Here is a 16,152-nt window from a genome sequence, read left to right as displayed (position 1 = left end):
AATAATTACTTTACATTATATTTTTTACAAATTTATAAATTTTATACTTTAATATAACTTTATTTCAGTACTAATCTTTATGTATAACATTTGCTTGTATGCATTTTTAGAAATTTCCCATTCATCTATTGTATTTATTCTTTCATTTATTAATAATATAATTTCTCCTATAATATTATTAATTTTATTTATATTCTTATCATAAATAAAAGCAATTGAACTTTTCTCACAGAACATTTCACATACTGTGTCTAATAAATCTAACTTGATATACTTCAATTCTTCATTTGAAAATTTATCTTTTAAAATATTAAACTTATCATTTTTATAAAATCTATTTTGTACATAACTTGTGAAACTTTCAAAGTCTTCTGCATTGCTACCAGGTTCTATTTCAAATAATATTCTAAAAAATAAGTTCCAATCAAAATCTATATTTATAATTTCTAAAAGTTTTGTACCTGCTTTTTTGCTAAATTTATTATCATATTTTACTTCTCTATCAAATATTATTTCTTGATTAAATTTAATATCATTTTTACTTATTTCATTTACTCTTGATAGCATTTTTATAAGAGTTTCATTATAATCTTCTAATTCCTTAGCATTATTGCTTCTAAATAAGTAATTTACAATAGCATCACAACTCTTCTTAAAATCTACTGAAAACCCTATGTCTTCTTTCATTTTATTGGAAAATAAATCATATACTATTTTAGATAACATAGTTTCTACTTGTTTTTTTCGTATCATTGGATCTATAGTATCTGATTTAACAGAGTAATCACAAATTAAAGATAATTGATTATCTATCATAGATAAATTTTTTTTGATTGAAGTTAATATATTTTTAAAGAAATCATCCACAACCATATAATTCTTATTTTTATATATTACTTTATGTTCGATTTCTCCCCAAAACATATTTACAAGTGATTTTATTTGAAGTTCAAAATTATATTTTATTATTCCATCATCATATATACCATCAATTCTATAAATTTTAAATCCATTTTTTTGTTTTTGTGGTTGTTCACTTTTTAAATTTAATCTTATTTTAGAATTTATTTCATTATAAGAAGTTCCATCATTATGTTTTCTATCAAAAAAACTTAATAATTCATTATATACTTTTTCTTCATCATCTATAAATCTGCACTCTATTCTTGCACCAATTAAATCCTGTAGATTAAGTATTACTTCTTTCGAACTATTGTATTTTTTATAGTAATTATTTCTTATTATCTTATCTTCTAAACTAGCTTTAGATTTTACTCTTGTAACAACATTTAATTCACCATCATTTACACATAGTAAAACTTCTTCAAAATACTCCTCTATTTCCTTAGAAATACCTTTAAGTTCTATTCTTTTTTCTTCTAATAAATTTATTGATTCCTCTATAAAACTAAATATCTTAAGTTCCACAAATACTTCCTCCAAAACAACTATAATATTTACATATTATAATACTTTTATGTCTATTTTGTTTCATTTTAATGTATGAAAAATAAACCCTATAAATTTTACTATAACCTACTTAGTAAAATTTATAGGGTTTTTCAGTTAAATATCTTTAACCATATTGTGTATCCATTTTCCAGATTTAAATCTTTTTAACATAACGACAACTTTTATAGCTTCTTCAGCAAATGTCATAAGTACAACTAAATATACTGGTAATTTAATTACAAATGCTCCAATGAATGCAAGTGGTATTCCTATACACCAAAGTGTAATTCCTTGTACTAATGAACCATATGTAGCATCTCCACCACCTCTTAATACTCCTACTATCATTACTGCATTGTAAACTCTTATTATTAATATAGCTGAATATATATATAATATATATAAAGAATCTCTCTTAACATTTTCTGATACATTAAACATAGATAATATTGATGATGCTGATAATGCTAATATCCCTGCTAATATAATAGAAACAATTATGGCTAATTTTGAAATTCTCTTAGCATAAACTTTTCCTTCTTCTTCTCTATTAGCACCTATTTCATTTCCTATTATAACTACTGATGCATTTGCAAGTCCAAATGTTATTATCATAAATAAATTCATTATAGTTGTACATATCTGTATTGATGCTGAAGCACCAGTCCCTATTCTTCCATATATTGCGGCATAAGTTACATTTCCAAGTCCCCAACAAGCCTCATTTAATATTATTGGTAGAGTAACTTTATATAGCCCCTTAAATACCTCTTTTGATATTCCAACAAACTCACTTAATTTTGCTCTTAATACATTCTTTTTAGAGTAAACTCCAATTAAAATTATTGTACACTCAAATACTCTTGCAGTTACAGTTGCTAATGCTGCACCTTTTACACCTAAAACAGGTGCACCAAACTTTCCAAATATAAGTACATAATTTAAGAATCCATTAGTAAGTAGTCCTATAAAACTAGCCCACATAGGAAGAACTGTGTTTCCTACACTTCTTAATGCTGCAGCATAATTAAAAGTTATAGACGTAAATAAATAACTCATTACAACAATAACTAAATATTCACTACCTATTTCTATTACTTTAGGATCTATATTGAATATGGCCATTATTTTTTCTGGAATTAAAAGTCCGATAAGTCCAAATACTAACGTTGCTAAAATTCCACCTATAAGCCCAATACCTAATGTTCTTTTTATATTTTTTTCATCTTTTTTTCCCCATAATTGTGCTATAAACACACCACAACCTGCACTAATTCCCATTATAATTAAATTAAATAAAAAATAATATTGATTAGCTATTCCAACTGATGCTAATTCTACTTCACCAACTTGTCCAATCATCATAGTATCTAACATATTAAGTGATGATGCTATAAGATTTTGTATAACTATTGGAAGTGTTATTAAAAATAATCTCTTATAAAATTTCTTATCTTCTTTAAAGCTTTTAACTAAACTCATATATTCCTCCTTATTAGTTATTAATAAACATAAAAATAACATCCAACTTTGAGTTTTTTTGTCAAAGTGGATGTTTCAAACACTTGCTAATACTTATACTAAGTATTATAAATTATTAAATTTTCACCAATGGTTATATTATATTATTTTTTTTATATTGTCAACTTTTATCACTTAATTAATTACTATATTAAATGTTTTATACTATTAATATATGCCTTAAATTTTATATTATAAATAATACTATAACAAAAGCATGTTTTCACATGCCTCATTCTATAAACCTAAGATATTGATTAAATTTTATATTAGCTTTTCCTAAATAAATTTCTTCTTAAATAAATAGTTTGTAATTTTTCTATTTCTTTTATATGTAAATTTTTAATCTTCGCTATACTATATTTATAGTAAAATTATATTAACTATACTGTAAAGTATGCATCAACACAGTTCAAATTTCTATAAAATATTAGATTTAACTTTTAAGTCTATATCTAATAATTCGTTTAAATCAAATTTTTTATTAAAATATTCTTCTATAATATCTATTGTTTCTTCATCATTACACTGATTTTCCATATTATTTATATAACTATCTATTATTTTATTATTATGTAAAAACGACATAACTCCACCTCATATCCCAATATTTTCAATTTAATTATACTCTTTAAAGTATATATTATCAATATTCTGAAATAATTTTCGTTTTAATAACTTTTTTGTCGTTTTTACATATAAAAAAGCATAGTATAGCGAAATATATTAATTAGAATACTTTTATTTTTCGCTATGTATCATCACATTTGTTTACTACTTTCTAATATCTCTATAAATTTTTGAGCTGCTGGAGATAATGATACACTTTTAAGAAAACAATAGCCTATACTTCTCTTAGGTATTTCTTCAACAGTTTTAACTTCATATAAAATATTTTCTTCTAAATATTTTTCTGAAAATTCTTTAACCACACAGGATACACCTAAATTTATCTTTGCAAATTCTAACAATAAATCATGTGCTCCTAATTCAATTTCTGGTAAAATCTTAACACCTTTAGTCATCATATACTTTTCAACATACTGTCTTGAATTTGACTTTGGTTCTAAGAGAATTAATGGCAACTGTGCAAGTTCATCAAACTCTAATTTTCTTTTAGTTAAACCTCTATACTTATTTCCACAAACAAATATATCATGTACATCAATGCACTTCTTTTTCTCTAATGTAGAATCCTCCACTGGAAAATTGCAAATAGCAATATCAATTTTTCCTGATTTGATCATTGCACATAATTCAAGTGTAGTTCTATTAATAATTTTCAACTTAATATTAGGGTATTCTCTATGAAACTCTTCTAAATAAGATAATAAGAAATATCTTGATATAGTATCTCCTACACCTATCTTTAGCTCCCCAATCATGAGATTTTTAGATTCTAAAAGTTTTCTTTCACCTGTATTTATTAAATTTATTGCAGAATTTACATACTCAAATAGCAATCTTCCTTCATTAGTAAGTTCTACACCTTTAGGAATTCTAGTAAACAATCTCATTCCTACTTCATTTTCTAATTGCATTATAGACTGACTTATTGCTGGTTGTGTCATATACAAGTTTTTAGCAGCTTTAGAAAAACTATGACATTTTCCAACTTCACAAAATACTCTATATAAATCTAATTTACTTATCATATAAGCTCTCCTTATATCTAATATACTATATATTTATTTTACTTATACCATGATTTTATTATATATTACAAGTATAAGTTATGAAACAAATTTTACTTTATATAAATTAAAGATGTTTAAAGGAGAGATTAAATTGGAAAGAGTAGTAGGAACTGTTGTTAGAGGTATTCGTTGCCCAATTATTAATAATGGAGATAATATTGAGGAAATTGTTGTTGATAGTGTATTAAAAGCAGCTGAAGTAGAAGGATTTAAAATTAATGATAAAGATATTGTTACAGTAACAGAATCTGTAGTTGCTCGTGCTCAAGGCAATTATGCATCTATTGATAATATAGCTAAAGATGTAAAATCTAAGTTTGGAGATAATACAGTAGGCGTTATTTTTCCAATCTTAAGCCGTAATCGTTTTGCTATATGTCTTCGTGGTATTGCAAAAGGTGCTAAGAAAGTAGTGTTAATGCTTAGCTACCCATCAGATGAAGTTGGAAATCACTTAATAGATATAGATGAGTTAGATGAAAAAGGAGTTAATCCTTGGACAGATGTTTTAACTGAAAAACAATTCCGTGATTATTTTGGATATAAAAAACATACTTTTACTGGAGTAGATTATATAGACTATTATAAATCACTAATAGAAGAATATGGTACTGAATGTGAAGTTATATTCTCTAATAGTCCTAAAACAATTTTAAATTACACTAAAAATGTTCTTACTTGTGATATTCATACAAGATTTAGAACTAAAAAAATATTAAAAGCTAACGGTGGAGAAAATATTTACAGTCTTGATAACATATTATGTGAATCTATTGATGGCAGTGGATACAATGAATGTTATGGTCTTTTAGGCTCTAATAAATCTACAGAAGAAACTGTTAAACTTTTCCCTCGTAATTGTCAACCAGTTGTTGATACTATACAATCTCTTCTTAAAGAAAAAACTGGTAAAAACGTTGAAGTTATGATTTATGGAGATGGAGCTTTCAAAGATCCTGTAGGTAAGATTTGGGAACTTGCAGATCCTGTAGTTTCTCCAGCATATACTTCTGGACTTGAAGGAACACCTAACGAAGTTAAGCTTAAATATCTTGCAGATAATAATTTCGCATCTTTAAGAGGTGATGAATTAAAAAATGCAATTTCTGAATACATTAAAAACAAAGAAGATGATCTTGTAGGTTCTATGGAGTCTCAAGGAACTACACCTAGAAGACTTACTGATCTTATTGGTTCCCTTTCAGATTTAACATCAGGAAGTGGGGATAAAGGTACTCCTGTAATATTTATTCAAGGTTATTTCGATAATTATACAAAATAACAAATATCTCTTAGACCTTAAAATAATTAAGGCTTACCCTAAGATTGAAATAAGTAAAGACACCTCAATATATAAAGTTTTGAGATGTCTTTATTTTTTTATTTTAGTATATAATTATTTTTTAACTAAATATTTTTATTTATTTTCCATTTTACATTCAACTTTATATAATTCCTTTGTAAAAGCTATAATTGCAATAAGCATAATTATTCCAAATGGTAAGGCCATAATTATAGATGTATTTTGAACCATAGTTAATCCTCCAACAAATAATAAAACCATAGTTACTGCTGATTGCATTATTCCTAAAACTATTTTCTTAGAATTCTTCACATTTAATTTCCCATTTGAAGTAATCATTGCTAAAACATATGTTGCTGAATCTGCACTAGTCACAAAGAATGTAAATAATAACACTATTGCTATTATAGACATTAGCCCTCCTAATGGATATGCCTCAAATATCATGAATAATGCTGTCTCAACCTTTTCTATTGCTTTAACACCTATATTCATAGGAGCATTAATGCCTAAAGTACCAAATACATTCATCCATACAATGCAAAATCCAGCTGGAACAAATAATACTCCCATTATAAATTCTTTTATAGTCCTACCTTTAGAAACTCTAGCAATAAATATAGCTACTGATGGAGCCCAAGCAATCCACCAGCCCCAATAAAATATAGTCCATTTCCCATACCAATCACCTTTTACAAATATATTATTATTAGTAGTTAAAAGTTCTACAGTATATCCCTTTAATCCAATAAACAGGTTATTTATCATATCCCCAAAAGGTCCTATTAATGTTGCCATTAATAATAATAATGCTGCTAAAAACATATTAGTATTAGATAATATTTTTATTCCTTTATTCACTCCTGTACATGCAGATATCAAAAACAATATGGTTATTATAGTTATTATTATTATTTTCACTTTATTATTATCAGGTATATTAAATAAATAATTTAATCCACTATTTATTTGAAGTGTTCCCATTCCAAGCGAAGTTACTATACCTGCTATAGTTGCTAATACTGTAAATATATCTACAATTTTTCCCACTATGCCTGCAGATCCTTTTTCTCCAATTATTGGTATTAATAAACTACTTATAAGTATAGGTTTTTTTCTTCTAAAATGCATATATGCTATTGCTAATGCTAAAACTGAGTAACATGCCCAAGCTGATATTCCAATATGGAGAAATGATTTTGTAAAAGCAAACTTTTTAGCCGCCTCACTTCCGCCTTGTAAATTCAATGGATTTATATAATGAGTTAATGGTTCTGCAACTCCCCAAAATACTAATCCTATTCCAATCCCAGCACTAAAAAGCATACAAAACCAAGTTAAGTTTGAAAATTCAGGCTTGGAATCATCATCACCTAGCTTTACATTTTTAAATTTACTAAAGACTATCCAAATACAAAAAAAGAAAAATATAAGCATTAAACTGCAATAAACCCAAGAAAATTTATTTATTATTAAATTATACGATATACTTACTACTTCTTCTAATCTCTGCCTGAAAAAAAGTCCACATATCAAAACAAATATAGCAAATATTATTGAACTATAATAAACTATATTTTCCTCTATCAATTTTCTTCTTTCACATTTGTATCTAGTTATATCCATAAAATCCCCCTTTAATTGAATACTTTATTATAATTATAAAGTTGTCAGTTAGTTTAAATTTTATAATTTTAAACTATTTTTAGTTATAACAATATAAGTACTTATATTTACAAAATTATCCTTTATTGAAGTCTTATAAAATTTTATAATCATATGTTGGATTTTTATAAAATTATTAATTGATTTTGATAAGATTTAAATAGGAATCTAATTTTCACAATATATAAATGAATTTAGATTTTAGAAAAATTTATCTGACACACTTATAATAACATATAAGTTTTCAAATTTCAAACACATATGTATTTTTGTTACAATATCATTATAAATATTTTATCAATTTGTATTTAATTTATTTTATTCTTATAATACTAATTGATAAGGTTTATTCCTATATAATTTTAGAGGAGTGCATATTTATGAAAAAACAATTTAAAGTTCCAAATTATATAAAAATAGCTACTGATATAGCTTATAGAATAATAAATAATGAATTTATTGAGGGAAGCAAGATAACTGGAAGAACTACTTTAGTTAGCATTTATCAAGTTTCTCCTGAAACTATAAGACGTTCTATATCTTTATTAAAAAGTATGAATGTTGTAACTGTAAATGAAAAAAGTGGAATAATTATTAACAATAAAAAAAATGCTGTTGAATTTTTAAACAAATTTAAAACTGAATCTGATTTTAACAGTTTAAAATGTGAAACTTATGAGTTACTAAAAGAAAGGAAAAAAATTGATGAACAAATTGAGAAAAATCTAAATTCTGTAATTAATTTTGCTACTCAACTTCGTAATGTTGGAAAGATAATCCCTTTTGAAAGTAAAATTCTTTCTAATAGCTCTATAATAGGCAAAAGCATAGGTGAATTAAACTTTTGGCACAACACTCAAGCAACAATAATTGGAATAATTCGTAATAATGAAACATTTCTATCACCTGGTCCATACTTTACATTAATGGCTAATGATATAATAATATATGTTGGTAATGAAGGTGTTTTATTAAATGTACAACAATTTATCTCATTATAATATTATGGGAGATTAAAATCTCCCATAATATTATATTTTTTATTGTATATATTTTTGAAGTCCATTTTTTATTTCTCCCTCAATCAATTTATTAAGTTTTTCAATTATATCTTCTGGATTTTCCTTCATTCCATTTTTCATCCACTTAACCACAAGTCCAATAAGAATAAATGTGTATACTTCTGCAACAAAATTTTTTTGTTCCTTTTTTATGTTTAATTCAACTGAAATTTCATCTATAACTCCAATCAATAAATGAAACGTTATATTATAAAGAAACTTATCTAAATGATCTCTTCCAAGTGAATAGAATGTATTCATACAAAATGCATGATTATCAGCCACATATTTAAATATCATATAATACCCTTGTTTCCATGTATCATATGTTTTGTAACCTGCTATTCTGTCTACTGCTTCTGTTTTGTATATCCAATCTAATAAATCATAAATATCTTTGAAATGATAATAAAATGTTTGCCTATTTACTCCACAATCAGCCACTACATCTTTTACCCTTATTTTTTCAAGTGGCTTTTTTTGCATTAATTTTTTTAAAGAGGTTGCAAGCTCTCTTTTAGTCATTAATGTCATATTTAAATACCCCATGCACCATACTTACATATACATTAAATCTGCAATCTCTCATTATATATAATTTAAATTTATAAATTTCTACTAAATAATTCAATGGTATAACTATATTAGTTATGCAGTAATAATTACGTTATATTATTTATTATATTAAATATATGTGTTTTTTATATGACAAAAATTTCTATAACTTAAATAAAAGGTAAACTTATTCTCAATAAGTTTACCTTTTATTTTATTTATCTATAAAATTCTTGTGTTGCATACACCGTATTTCCTATTTTATATACTCCAACTCCTATATCAGTAAAATTACTTGATAGTATGTTTGCTCTATGACCTTGTGAATTCATCCACATATCCATAAATTGATTGGCTAAAGAACTTGCATCAGATGTACCACCTACATAAGCTATATTTTCTCCCCATGCATTGTAACTAACTCCATCTTTTTGCATTTGAACAGTTATAAGATTACCTTCAGGATCATTATGATCAAAGTATCCTCTATCTCCCATATCCTGTGATTTGATTCTCGCATACTTTTCCATAGTTTTATTATCTTTTAATGAAGATAATCCTGCTTTACTTCTTTCTTCATTAACTTTTTGTATTATTAATGTTTCAACTTCAGCCATAAATTTATCACTGCTGTTTGGAGTTTCTGGAATTTCCACAACTGGTGGTTTTTCCTCTTCAGTTGTTGGTGGAGTTTCAACAGCTGGTGGAACTTGTGGCTTTTCATTTTCTGAAGGTGTATTCACTATTGGTGGTTTTTCTTCGGTACTTGTCCCAACATTACCTTCATTACTGCCTACATTACCAGTGTTATTTCCATTACTTTCACTATTTCCAACATTATTATCATTTGGCTTATTACTAGGTTTATTTACTATGTTGTCTTGTCCATTATTAGGTTTGCTGTTTACATTTCCATCTCCTACATCTGGACATTGCTCATTATTATCACCATTTAGAATATTTTCCATAAACTCATTAAGTCTATTTATAATATCTCTAATACTTATATATACATATTGTACAAATCCAACTTTATCTGTTGAATCTTCTTTTACTTCACTAGTATTTGTCAATTTTAAATAATGATTATTTTTACTTACTTCTTTTGTAGAATAATCACTATTAGCTTGAATAACTACTGCATCTTCTGTTGCTGCATAAGTAGTAACTCCAGCCCCTCCTATAATAGTAGTCGTTAATAACATCGCAATTAGTTTCTTTTTCATTCGTACCACTCCTTTTTATTTTTTCGAATTCTTATGTTGAATTCAATATTTTATTAGTTAAAGTACTTTTTACTTCACTACTGCTGACATATATATTTATACCATAACAACTACCTTTTTCTTTACTCCAATTCTTTCCCTTCATTGTTATATACTACTTTAGATGAAATATTGTCCTCATATGGAAACTGTATATTTTATCAAAACCTAGATATTCTCTAGAAAATATCACTTTTCCAATATACTCCTTGGTTGTAATTACCACGTTTAATTTTCAAATTTTCTATCTTTTCAACTTAATTCTTACATAAAAAACTGCTTTAAAATAATTTTTTGAATTATTTCAAAGCAGTTTATTATTATTATTATTATTATTATTGTTCTGCTAGTTTTTTATAATTATTTAGTCTTTCTTTTGCATCTAATTCTGTTTTTTCAAATAGCATCTCTGCTTCTTCTGGGAATGCTTTTGCAAGAGATGCATACCTTACTTCTCCCATTAAGAATTCTCTAAAATCACTCTTTGGCTCTTTTGAATCCAATGCAAATGGATTTTTATTTTCTTCTTTTAACATTGGATTATATCTGTATAAACTCCAATATCCACATTCTACAGCTCTTTTTTGTTCCTCTTGTGATGTTGACATACCTTTCTTAATTCCATGATTTATACATGTAGCATATGCAATTATTAATGATGGACCATCATATGCTTCTGCTTCTGCAATTGCTTTAATTGTTTGATTCTTATCTGCACCCATAGAAACTTGAGCTACATAAACATTTCCATAACTCATAGCCATCATGCCTAAATCTTTTTTCTTACTTCTCTTTCCTGATGCTGCTAATTTAGCTACAGCAGCTGTTGGTGTTGCTTTTGATGATTGACCACCTGTATTAGAATAAACTTCAGTATCAAATACTAATACATTTACATCTTCACCAGATGCCAATACATGATCCAATCCACCATATCCTATATCGTAAGCCCAACCATCTCCACCAAACATCCATTGAGATCTCTTCACTAAAAACTCTTTGTCATTTAAAATCTTCTTAGCAATATCATTATTTTCACTTTCAAGTGCTTTTATTACTCTATCAGCTCTTTCTCTTGAACCTTCTCCAACTTTCATGTTATCTAGCCAATCTTGTAATGCACTTTTTGCTTCATCTGATATGTTAGATGTAATAGCTTCTCTAGCATTATCAGCAATTCTTTCTCTTATTGTTTTCACAGCCATATGCATTCCTAAGCCAAACTCTGCATTATCTTCAAATAGAGAGTTTGCCCAAGCTGGTCCATGACCACATTTATTAGTACTATATGCAGTTGCAGGTCCACCAGCAGCCCAAATTGAAGAACAACCTGTAGCATTTGCTATCATCATTCTATCTCCAAATAATTGAGTTACAAGTTTTGCATATGGAGTTTCACCACAACCAGCACAAGCACCTGAGAATTCAAGTAATGGTTCTTCAAATTGACTACCTTTAACAGTTTTCTTATTCATTGGATTCTCTTTCTTAGATACTTTTTCTACTGCATAATCCCAAGCTTCTATTTGTTCATGTTGACTATCTTGTGATTTCATTACTAATGCTTTACCTGGTGCTGGACAAATTTCTGCACAGTTTCCGCAACCAACACAATCAAGTGGAGTAACTCCTATTGTGTAATATAATTTTTCCTCAGCTTTAAGTGCTTTTGGTTCAATTAACTTCATTGATTGTGGTGCATTTGTTTTTTCATTTTCATTTAGCAAGAAAGGTCTAATAGTTGCATGTGGACATACATATGAACATTGATTGCATTGTATGCAATTTTCTGGAATCCACTCTGGAACACTAACTGCAATACCTCTTTTTTCATACCTTGCTGTTCCAGACATAAATGTACCATCTTCAACACCTTCATTTATGAAAGTTGACACTTTAATTGAATCACCTTCCATACTATTCATCGGTTCTACAATTGATTTTATAAAACTTGGAACATTTTCTTTTTCATCTAATTTATCATCTTCAGCATTTCTCCAAATTTGTGGTACATTTACTTTAACTATAGATTGTACTCCTGTATCAATTGCTGCATGATTCATATTAACTATTTTTTCGCCTTTTTTGCTATATGATGTAACAACTGCATCTTTTAAATACTTAATAGCATCATCTACGGGAATTATATCAGCTATTTTAAAGAATGCTGCTTGCATTATCATATTAATTCTTCCACCAAGACCAATTTCTTGAGCTATTTTAACAGCATTAAGTGTATAGAACTCTATATTATTTTCAGCTATATACCTTTTTATTTTTCCTGGTAATCTACTATCAAGTTCTTCTTCACTCCATAATGTATTTAATAAGAACTTTCCATTTTGTTTTAACCCTTCTAATATATTATACTTATAAACATATGATTGATTATGACAAGCAACAAAGTCAGCTTTATCAATTGGATAATGTGATTTTATTGGTGTTTTACCAAATCTTAAGTGTGAAATAGTTATACCACCTGATTTTTTAGAGTCATATGAAAAGTATCCTTGCGCATACATCTCTGTATGATCACCAATAATTTTAATAGCACTTTTATTTGCACCTACAGTTCCATCTGAACCAAGACCCCAGAACTTACAAGATTTTGTACTTTCAGGAGTTGCATCTATTTTTTCTTTTACTTCTAAGGATGTATTGGTAACATCATCAACTATTCCTACAGTAAACCTATCCTTTGGTTTAGTCTCATTTAGATTTTCATAAACTGCAGCTATTTCTGATGGTGTTGGATCTTTTGAACCCAATCCAAACCTTCCACCTACAACTAATGGTGCATTCTCTTTTCCAAATAATGATTTTACTACATCTAAGTATAGTGGCTCTCCAATAGAACCAGGCTCTTTAGTTCTATCTAATACTGCAATTTTCTTAACTGAGTCTGGAATAACTTTTAGAAGTTTTTCTACTGCAAATGGTCTATATAATCTAACTATTACAAGACCTAATTTTTCACCTTTACTATTTAAATAATCTATAGTTTCTTCTATTACTTCGGTAACTGCACCCATGGCAATTATTATTTTATTAGCATCTTTTGCTCCATAATAATCAAAACAATGATATTCTCTACCAGTTATTTTAGTTATTTCACTCATATAATTTTCAACAATATCTGGAACATCTTCATAGAATCCATTTATTGATTCACACATTTGAAAATATACATCTGGATTTTGTGCTGTTCCTCTAGTAACTGGGTGATTTGGGTTTAATGCACTCTTTCTAAATTTATCAATAGCATCAAAATCAACTAAAGGCATTAAATCTTCTTGTTCTAAAAGTTCAACTTTTTGTATTTCATGAGATACTCTAAATCCATCAAAAAAGTTTACAAATGGTACTCTGCATTTAATTGCAGTTAAATGTGCTACTGCTGATAAATCCATTACTTCTTGTACTGAACCTTCTGATAGCATCGCAAATCCAGTTTGTCTTGTTGCCATAACATCTTGATGATCACCAAATATACTTAATGATGATGTTGCAAGTGCTCTAGCAGCTACATGTATTACCCCTGGAAGTCTTTCTCCAACCATTTTATACATATTAGGTACCATAAGAAGTAACCCTTGTGATGCAGTGTATGTACTTCCTAATGCTCCGGCTTGTAAAACACCGTGTAATGCTCCCGCTGCTCCCGCTTCTGATTGCATTTCTACTACTTTTACTGTATTACCAAAGATATTTTTTTTACCTTTTGCAGCCCAATCATCAACTACTTCAGCCATAGGTGTTGATGGTGTAATTGGGTAAATTGCAGCTACTTCTGTAAAATTGTAGGAAATATATGCTGCTGCAGTGTTTCCATCCATACTTTTCATCTTTCTCATTTCTTTACCTCTTTCTTTTCAAAACTTTATCATATTTTTTTACAGTATAATTGCTACTATATTCTTTATATAATTTGTTCTAAAAAGCTAAATATTATGTAAAAAAAAATAGTAAGCATCTATTTCTCATTAAAATAAATGCTTACTTATTTACATGTTGTAAATATTATTTCATGTTTTCTAATAGTTTAACTATGAAATTCCATACTTTTTCAACTGATGATATACTCATACGTTCACTTGGAGTATGAACATCATATAAGTTTGGTCCAAAGCTTATCATGTCTACATCTTGCATTTTTTCTTTTAAAAGACCACATTCAAGACCTGCATGTATAGCATCTATTTTGGCATCTTCTCCAGTTAATTCTTTATATGTTTGCATAGATAAATCTCTTATTTTAGAATTTTGTTCGTATTGCCATTCTGGATAATCTGAATCACTTACAAGTTCAGCTCCAATTAATTTTGCTAAATATGCAATTTTATCAGCTATTGCATATTTTAATGATTTAACTGAGCTTCTTATTGATGAAACAAATGTTATTTTATCTTCATTAAATTCTATTACTCCTAAGTTTAAACTACTTTCAACTAAGCCTTTAATGTCTTCACTCATAGTTTGAACTCCATCTGGTACTAAAACTAAATATGAAACTATTTTTTCAGTAACATCTTTAGTTAATTGCTTTTTGCACTCTGATTTTTCAACAGTTATTGTTATATCTGGATCTTGAACTCTTAGTTCTTCTTTTATTGTTTTTAATACATTTGAAGCTATTTCTTGTACTTTTGAAACATTGCTTACTTCTGTTGTTATTATTACTTCAGCTTCACGTGGAATTGCATTATGTTTAGAACCACCACATATAGTAACTATATTAAATTCAACTTCATTTTTAATGCTATTTAATAATCTTCCCATTATTTTATTAGCATTTCCTCTTTGTTTTCCTATTTCTTGACCTGAGTGTCCACCTTTTAATCCATTAATTTCTATTCTTAATGCTTCATTTTTAGCATCTTCATATTCAGCTTTTATATTTACAGTGTTAGTAACTCCACCAGCACAACTTACTAAGAAAACTCCTTCTTCTTCTGAGTCAATATTTAAAAGTGTTTTTCCTTTTAAATTTTTAGGATCTGCTGCTATTGCTCCATACATTCCTGTTTCTTCATTTGTTGTAACAAATAATTCTATTGCAGGGTGTTTTAAATCACAAGCATCTAAAATTGCAAGTCCATAAGCTACTGCTATTCCATTGTCTGCTCCTAAAGTAGTTCCTTTAGCTTTTACAAAATCTCCATCAATCATTAGATTTAGTGGATCTTTTTCAAAATCATGATCTACATCACTATCTTTTTCACAAACCATGTCCATATGTCCTTGGATTATAACAGCTGGTATGTTTTCATATCCTTCAGTAGCTGGTTTTCTTATAATTACATTAGGCTCTTTTTCTTCTTGAATTACTTCAAGATTTCTTTCTTTTGCAAAATTAACTAAGTAATCACTTATAGCCTTTTCATTTCCTGAACCATGTGGTATTTGACACATTTCTTCAAAAAAGCCAAAAACCTTTTTAGGATTTAAATCTTTTAATACGTTCACAAAAATCACTCCATTCCATCTATTTAAACCAATAATATTTTGCATTATTGTATAAAATATAAATTTTTATAATTTTATATTAAACTTATATTTATGTAAAATCAATTAACTTTGTAAACTTTTTTTTAATTTTTTTTATTTTTTTTAAAAATTCCCATATTTTTTCT

11 protein-coding genes are annotated in these 16,152 nt (G+C 27.3%); 2 read left to right on the top strand and 9 right to left on the bottom strand.

The window, feature by feature from the left end; translation table 11 throughout:
• Window positions 1-48 precede the first annotated feature (48 nt).
• The 4 genes from BN346_RS16545 to BN346_RS16535 all read right to left on the bottom strand — a co-directional run bounded on the left by BN346_RS16545 (window position 49) and on the right by BN346_RS16535 (window position 4,628).
• Window positions 49-1,428 carry a GTP pyrophosphokinase gene (locus tag BN346_RS16545; protein WP_040330091.1) on the bottom strand — a complete coding sequence of 460 codons (1,380 nt, stop codon included), beginning with the start codon at window positions 1,426-1,428 and terminating at the stop codon, window positions 49-51.
• A 138-nt stretch (window positions 1,429-1,566) separates the two neighbouring features.
• The gene (locus BN346_RS16540) at window positions 1,567-2,934 is read right to left on the bottom strand and encodes an MATE family efflux transporter (RefSeq protein ID WP_040330090.1); all 1,368 of its coding nucleotides are present in this window, start codon (window positions 2,932-2,934) and stop codon (window positions 1,567-1,569) included.
• A gap of 459 nt (window positions 2,935-3,393) precedes the next feature.
• On the bottom strand, window positions 3,394-3,561 hold the full coding sequence (locus BN346_RS21775) for a hypothetical protein (protein ID WP_158644508.1): 168 nt from the start codon (window positions 3,559-3,561) through the stop codon (window positions 3,394-3,396).
• Between the two features lie 173 nt (window positions 3,562-3,734).
• Entirely contained in the window at window positions 3,735-4,628 is an 894-nt protein-coding gene (locus BN346_RS16535) for a LysR family transcriptional regulator (RefSeq protein WP_040330089.1), read from the bottom strand.
• 133 nt (window positions 4,629-4,761) lie between these two features.
• Between BN346_RS16535 and BN346_RS16530 the strand changes: the two genes are divergently transcribed.
• Window positions 4,762-5,952, top strand: coding sequence for a coenzyme F420-0:L-glutamate ligase (locus BN346_RS16530; protein ID WP_040330087.1), 1,191 nt, complete (start codon window positions 4,762-4,764; stop codon window positions 5,950-5,952).
• Between the two features lie 135 nt (window positions 5,953-6,087).
• On the opposite strand, the gene BN346_RS16525 is transcribed toward BN346_RS16530, so the two are convergent.
• On the bottom strand, window positions 6,088-7,599 hold the full coding sequence (locus BN346_RS16525; protein WP_040330086.1) for a BCCT family transporter: 1,512 nt from the start codon (window positions 7,597-7,599) through the stop codon (window positions 6,088-6,090).
• 419 nt (window positions 7,600-8,018) lie between these two features.
• On the opposite strand from BN346_RS16525, the gene BN346_RS16520 reads away from it, so the two are divergent.
• Window positions 8,019-8,639 (top strand): GntR family transcriptional regulator, encoded by a 621-nt coding sequence (locus tag BN346_RS16520; protein ID WP_040330085.1) that lies wholly within the window; start codon window positions 8,019-8,021, stop codon window positions 8,637-8,639.
• 39 nt (window positions 8,640-8,678) lie between these two features.
• Here the strand turns inward: BN346_RS16520 and BN346_RS16515 are convergent, their stop codons facing one another.
• The 4 genes from BN346_RS16515 to BN346_RS16500 form a co-directional block, all read right to left on the bottom strand.
• A complete protein-coding gene (locus BN346_RS16515; RefSeq protein WP_242838445.1) occupies window positions 8,679-9,248 on the bottom strand; it encodes a TetR/AcrR family transcriptional regulator in 570 nt (189 codons plus the stop codon).
• A 224-nt stretch (window positions 9,249-9,472) separates the two neighbouring features.
• The gene (locus BN346_RS16510) at window positions 9,473-10,480 is read right to left on the bottom strand and encodes a CAP domain-containing protein (RefSeq protein ID WP_040330083.1); all 1,008 of its coding nucleotides are present in this window, start codon (window positions 10,478-10,480) and stop codon (window positions 9,473-9,475) included.
• Window positions 10,481-10,854: 374 nt separating this feature from the next.
• On the bottom strand, window positions 10,855-14,373 hold the full coding sequence (nifJ, locus tag BN346_RS16505) for a pyruvate:ferredoxin (flavodoxin) oxidoreductase (protein WP_040330082.1): 3,519 nt from the start codon (window positions 14,371-14,373) through the stop codon (window positions 10,855-10,857).
• A 166-nt stretch (window positions 14,374-14,539) separates the two neighbouring features.
• On the bottom strand, window positions 14,540-15,985 hold the full coding sequence (locus BN346_RS16500) for an aminoacyl-histidine dipeptidase (RefSeq protein WP_040330081.1): 1,446 nt from the start codon (window positions 15,983-15,985) through the stop codon (window positions 14,540-14,542).
• Window positions 15,986-16,152: the final 167 nt, after the last annotated feature.

The organism is Clostridium ihumii AP5, assembly GCF_000612845.1.
In the GTDB taxonomy this organism is placed as follows: Bacteria; Bacillota; Clostridia; order Clostridiales; family Clostridiaceae; genus Clostridium_J; species Clostridium_J ihumii.
Note: the sequence above shows the minus strand (reverse complement) of the source record. Positions and strands in the feature narration are given on the sequence as shown.

Bases quoted from the DNA above. Each gene is read 5' to 3' on its own strand.
- BN346_RS16540 (WP_040330090.1), bottom strand. From the start codon at position 2,934: ATGAGTTTAGTTAAAAGCTTTAAAGAAGATAAGAAATTTTATAAGAGA.
- BN346_RS21775 (WP_158644508.1), bottom strand. From the start codon at position 3,561: ATGTCGTTTTTACATAATAATAAAATAATAGATAGTTATATAAATAAT.
- BN346_RS16535 (WP_040330089.1), bottom strand. From the start codon at position 4,628: ATGATAAGTAAATTAGATTTATATAGAGTATTTTGTGAAGTTGGAAAA.
- BN346_RS16525 (WP_040330086.1), bottom strand. From the start codon at position 7,599: ATGGATATAACTAGATACAAATGTGAAAGAAGAAAATTGATAGAGGAA.
- BN346_RS16520 (WP_040330085.1), top strand. From the start codon at position 8,019: ATGAAAAAACAATTTAAAGTTCCAAATTATATAAAAATAGCTACTGAT.
- BN346_RS16515 (WP_242838445.1), bottom strand. From the start codon at position 9,248: ATGGGGTATTTAAATATGACATTAATGACTAAAAGAGAGCTTGCAACC.
- BN346_RS16510 (WP_040330083.1), bottom strand. From the start codon at position 10,480: ATGAAAAAGAAACTAATTGCGATGTTATTAACGACTACTATTATAGGA.
- nifJ (WP_040330082.1), bottom strand. From the start codon at position 14,373: ATGAGAAAGATGAAAAGTATGGATGGAAACACTGCAGCAGCATATATT.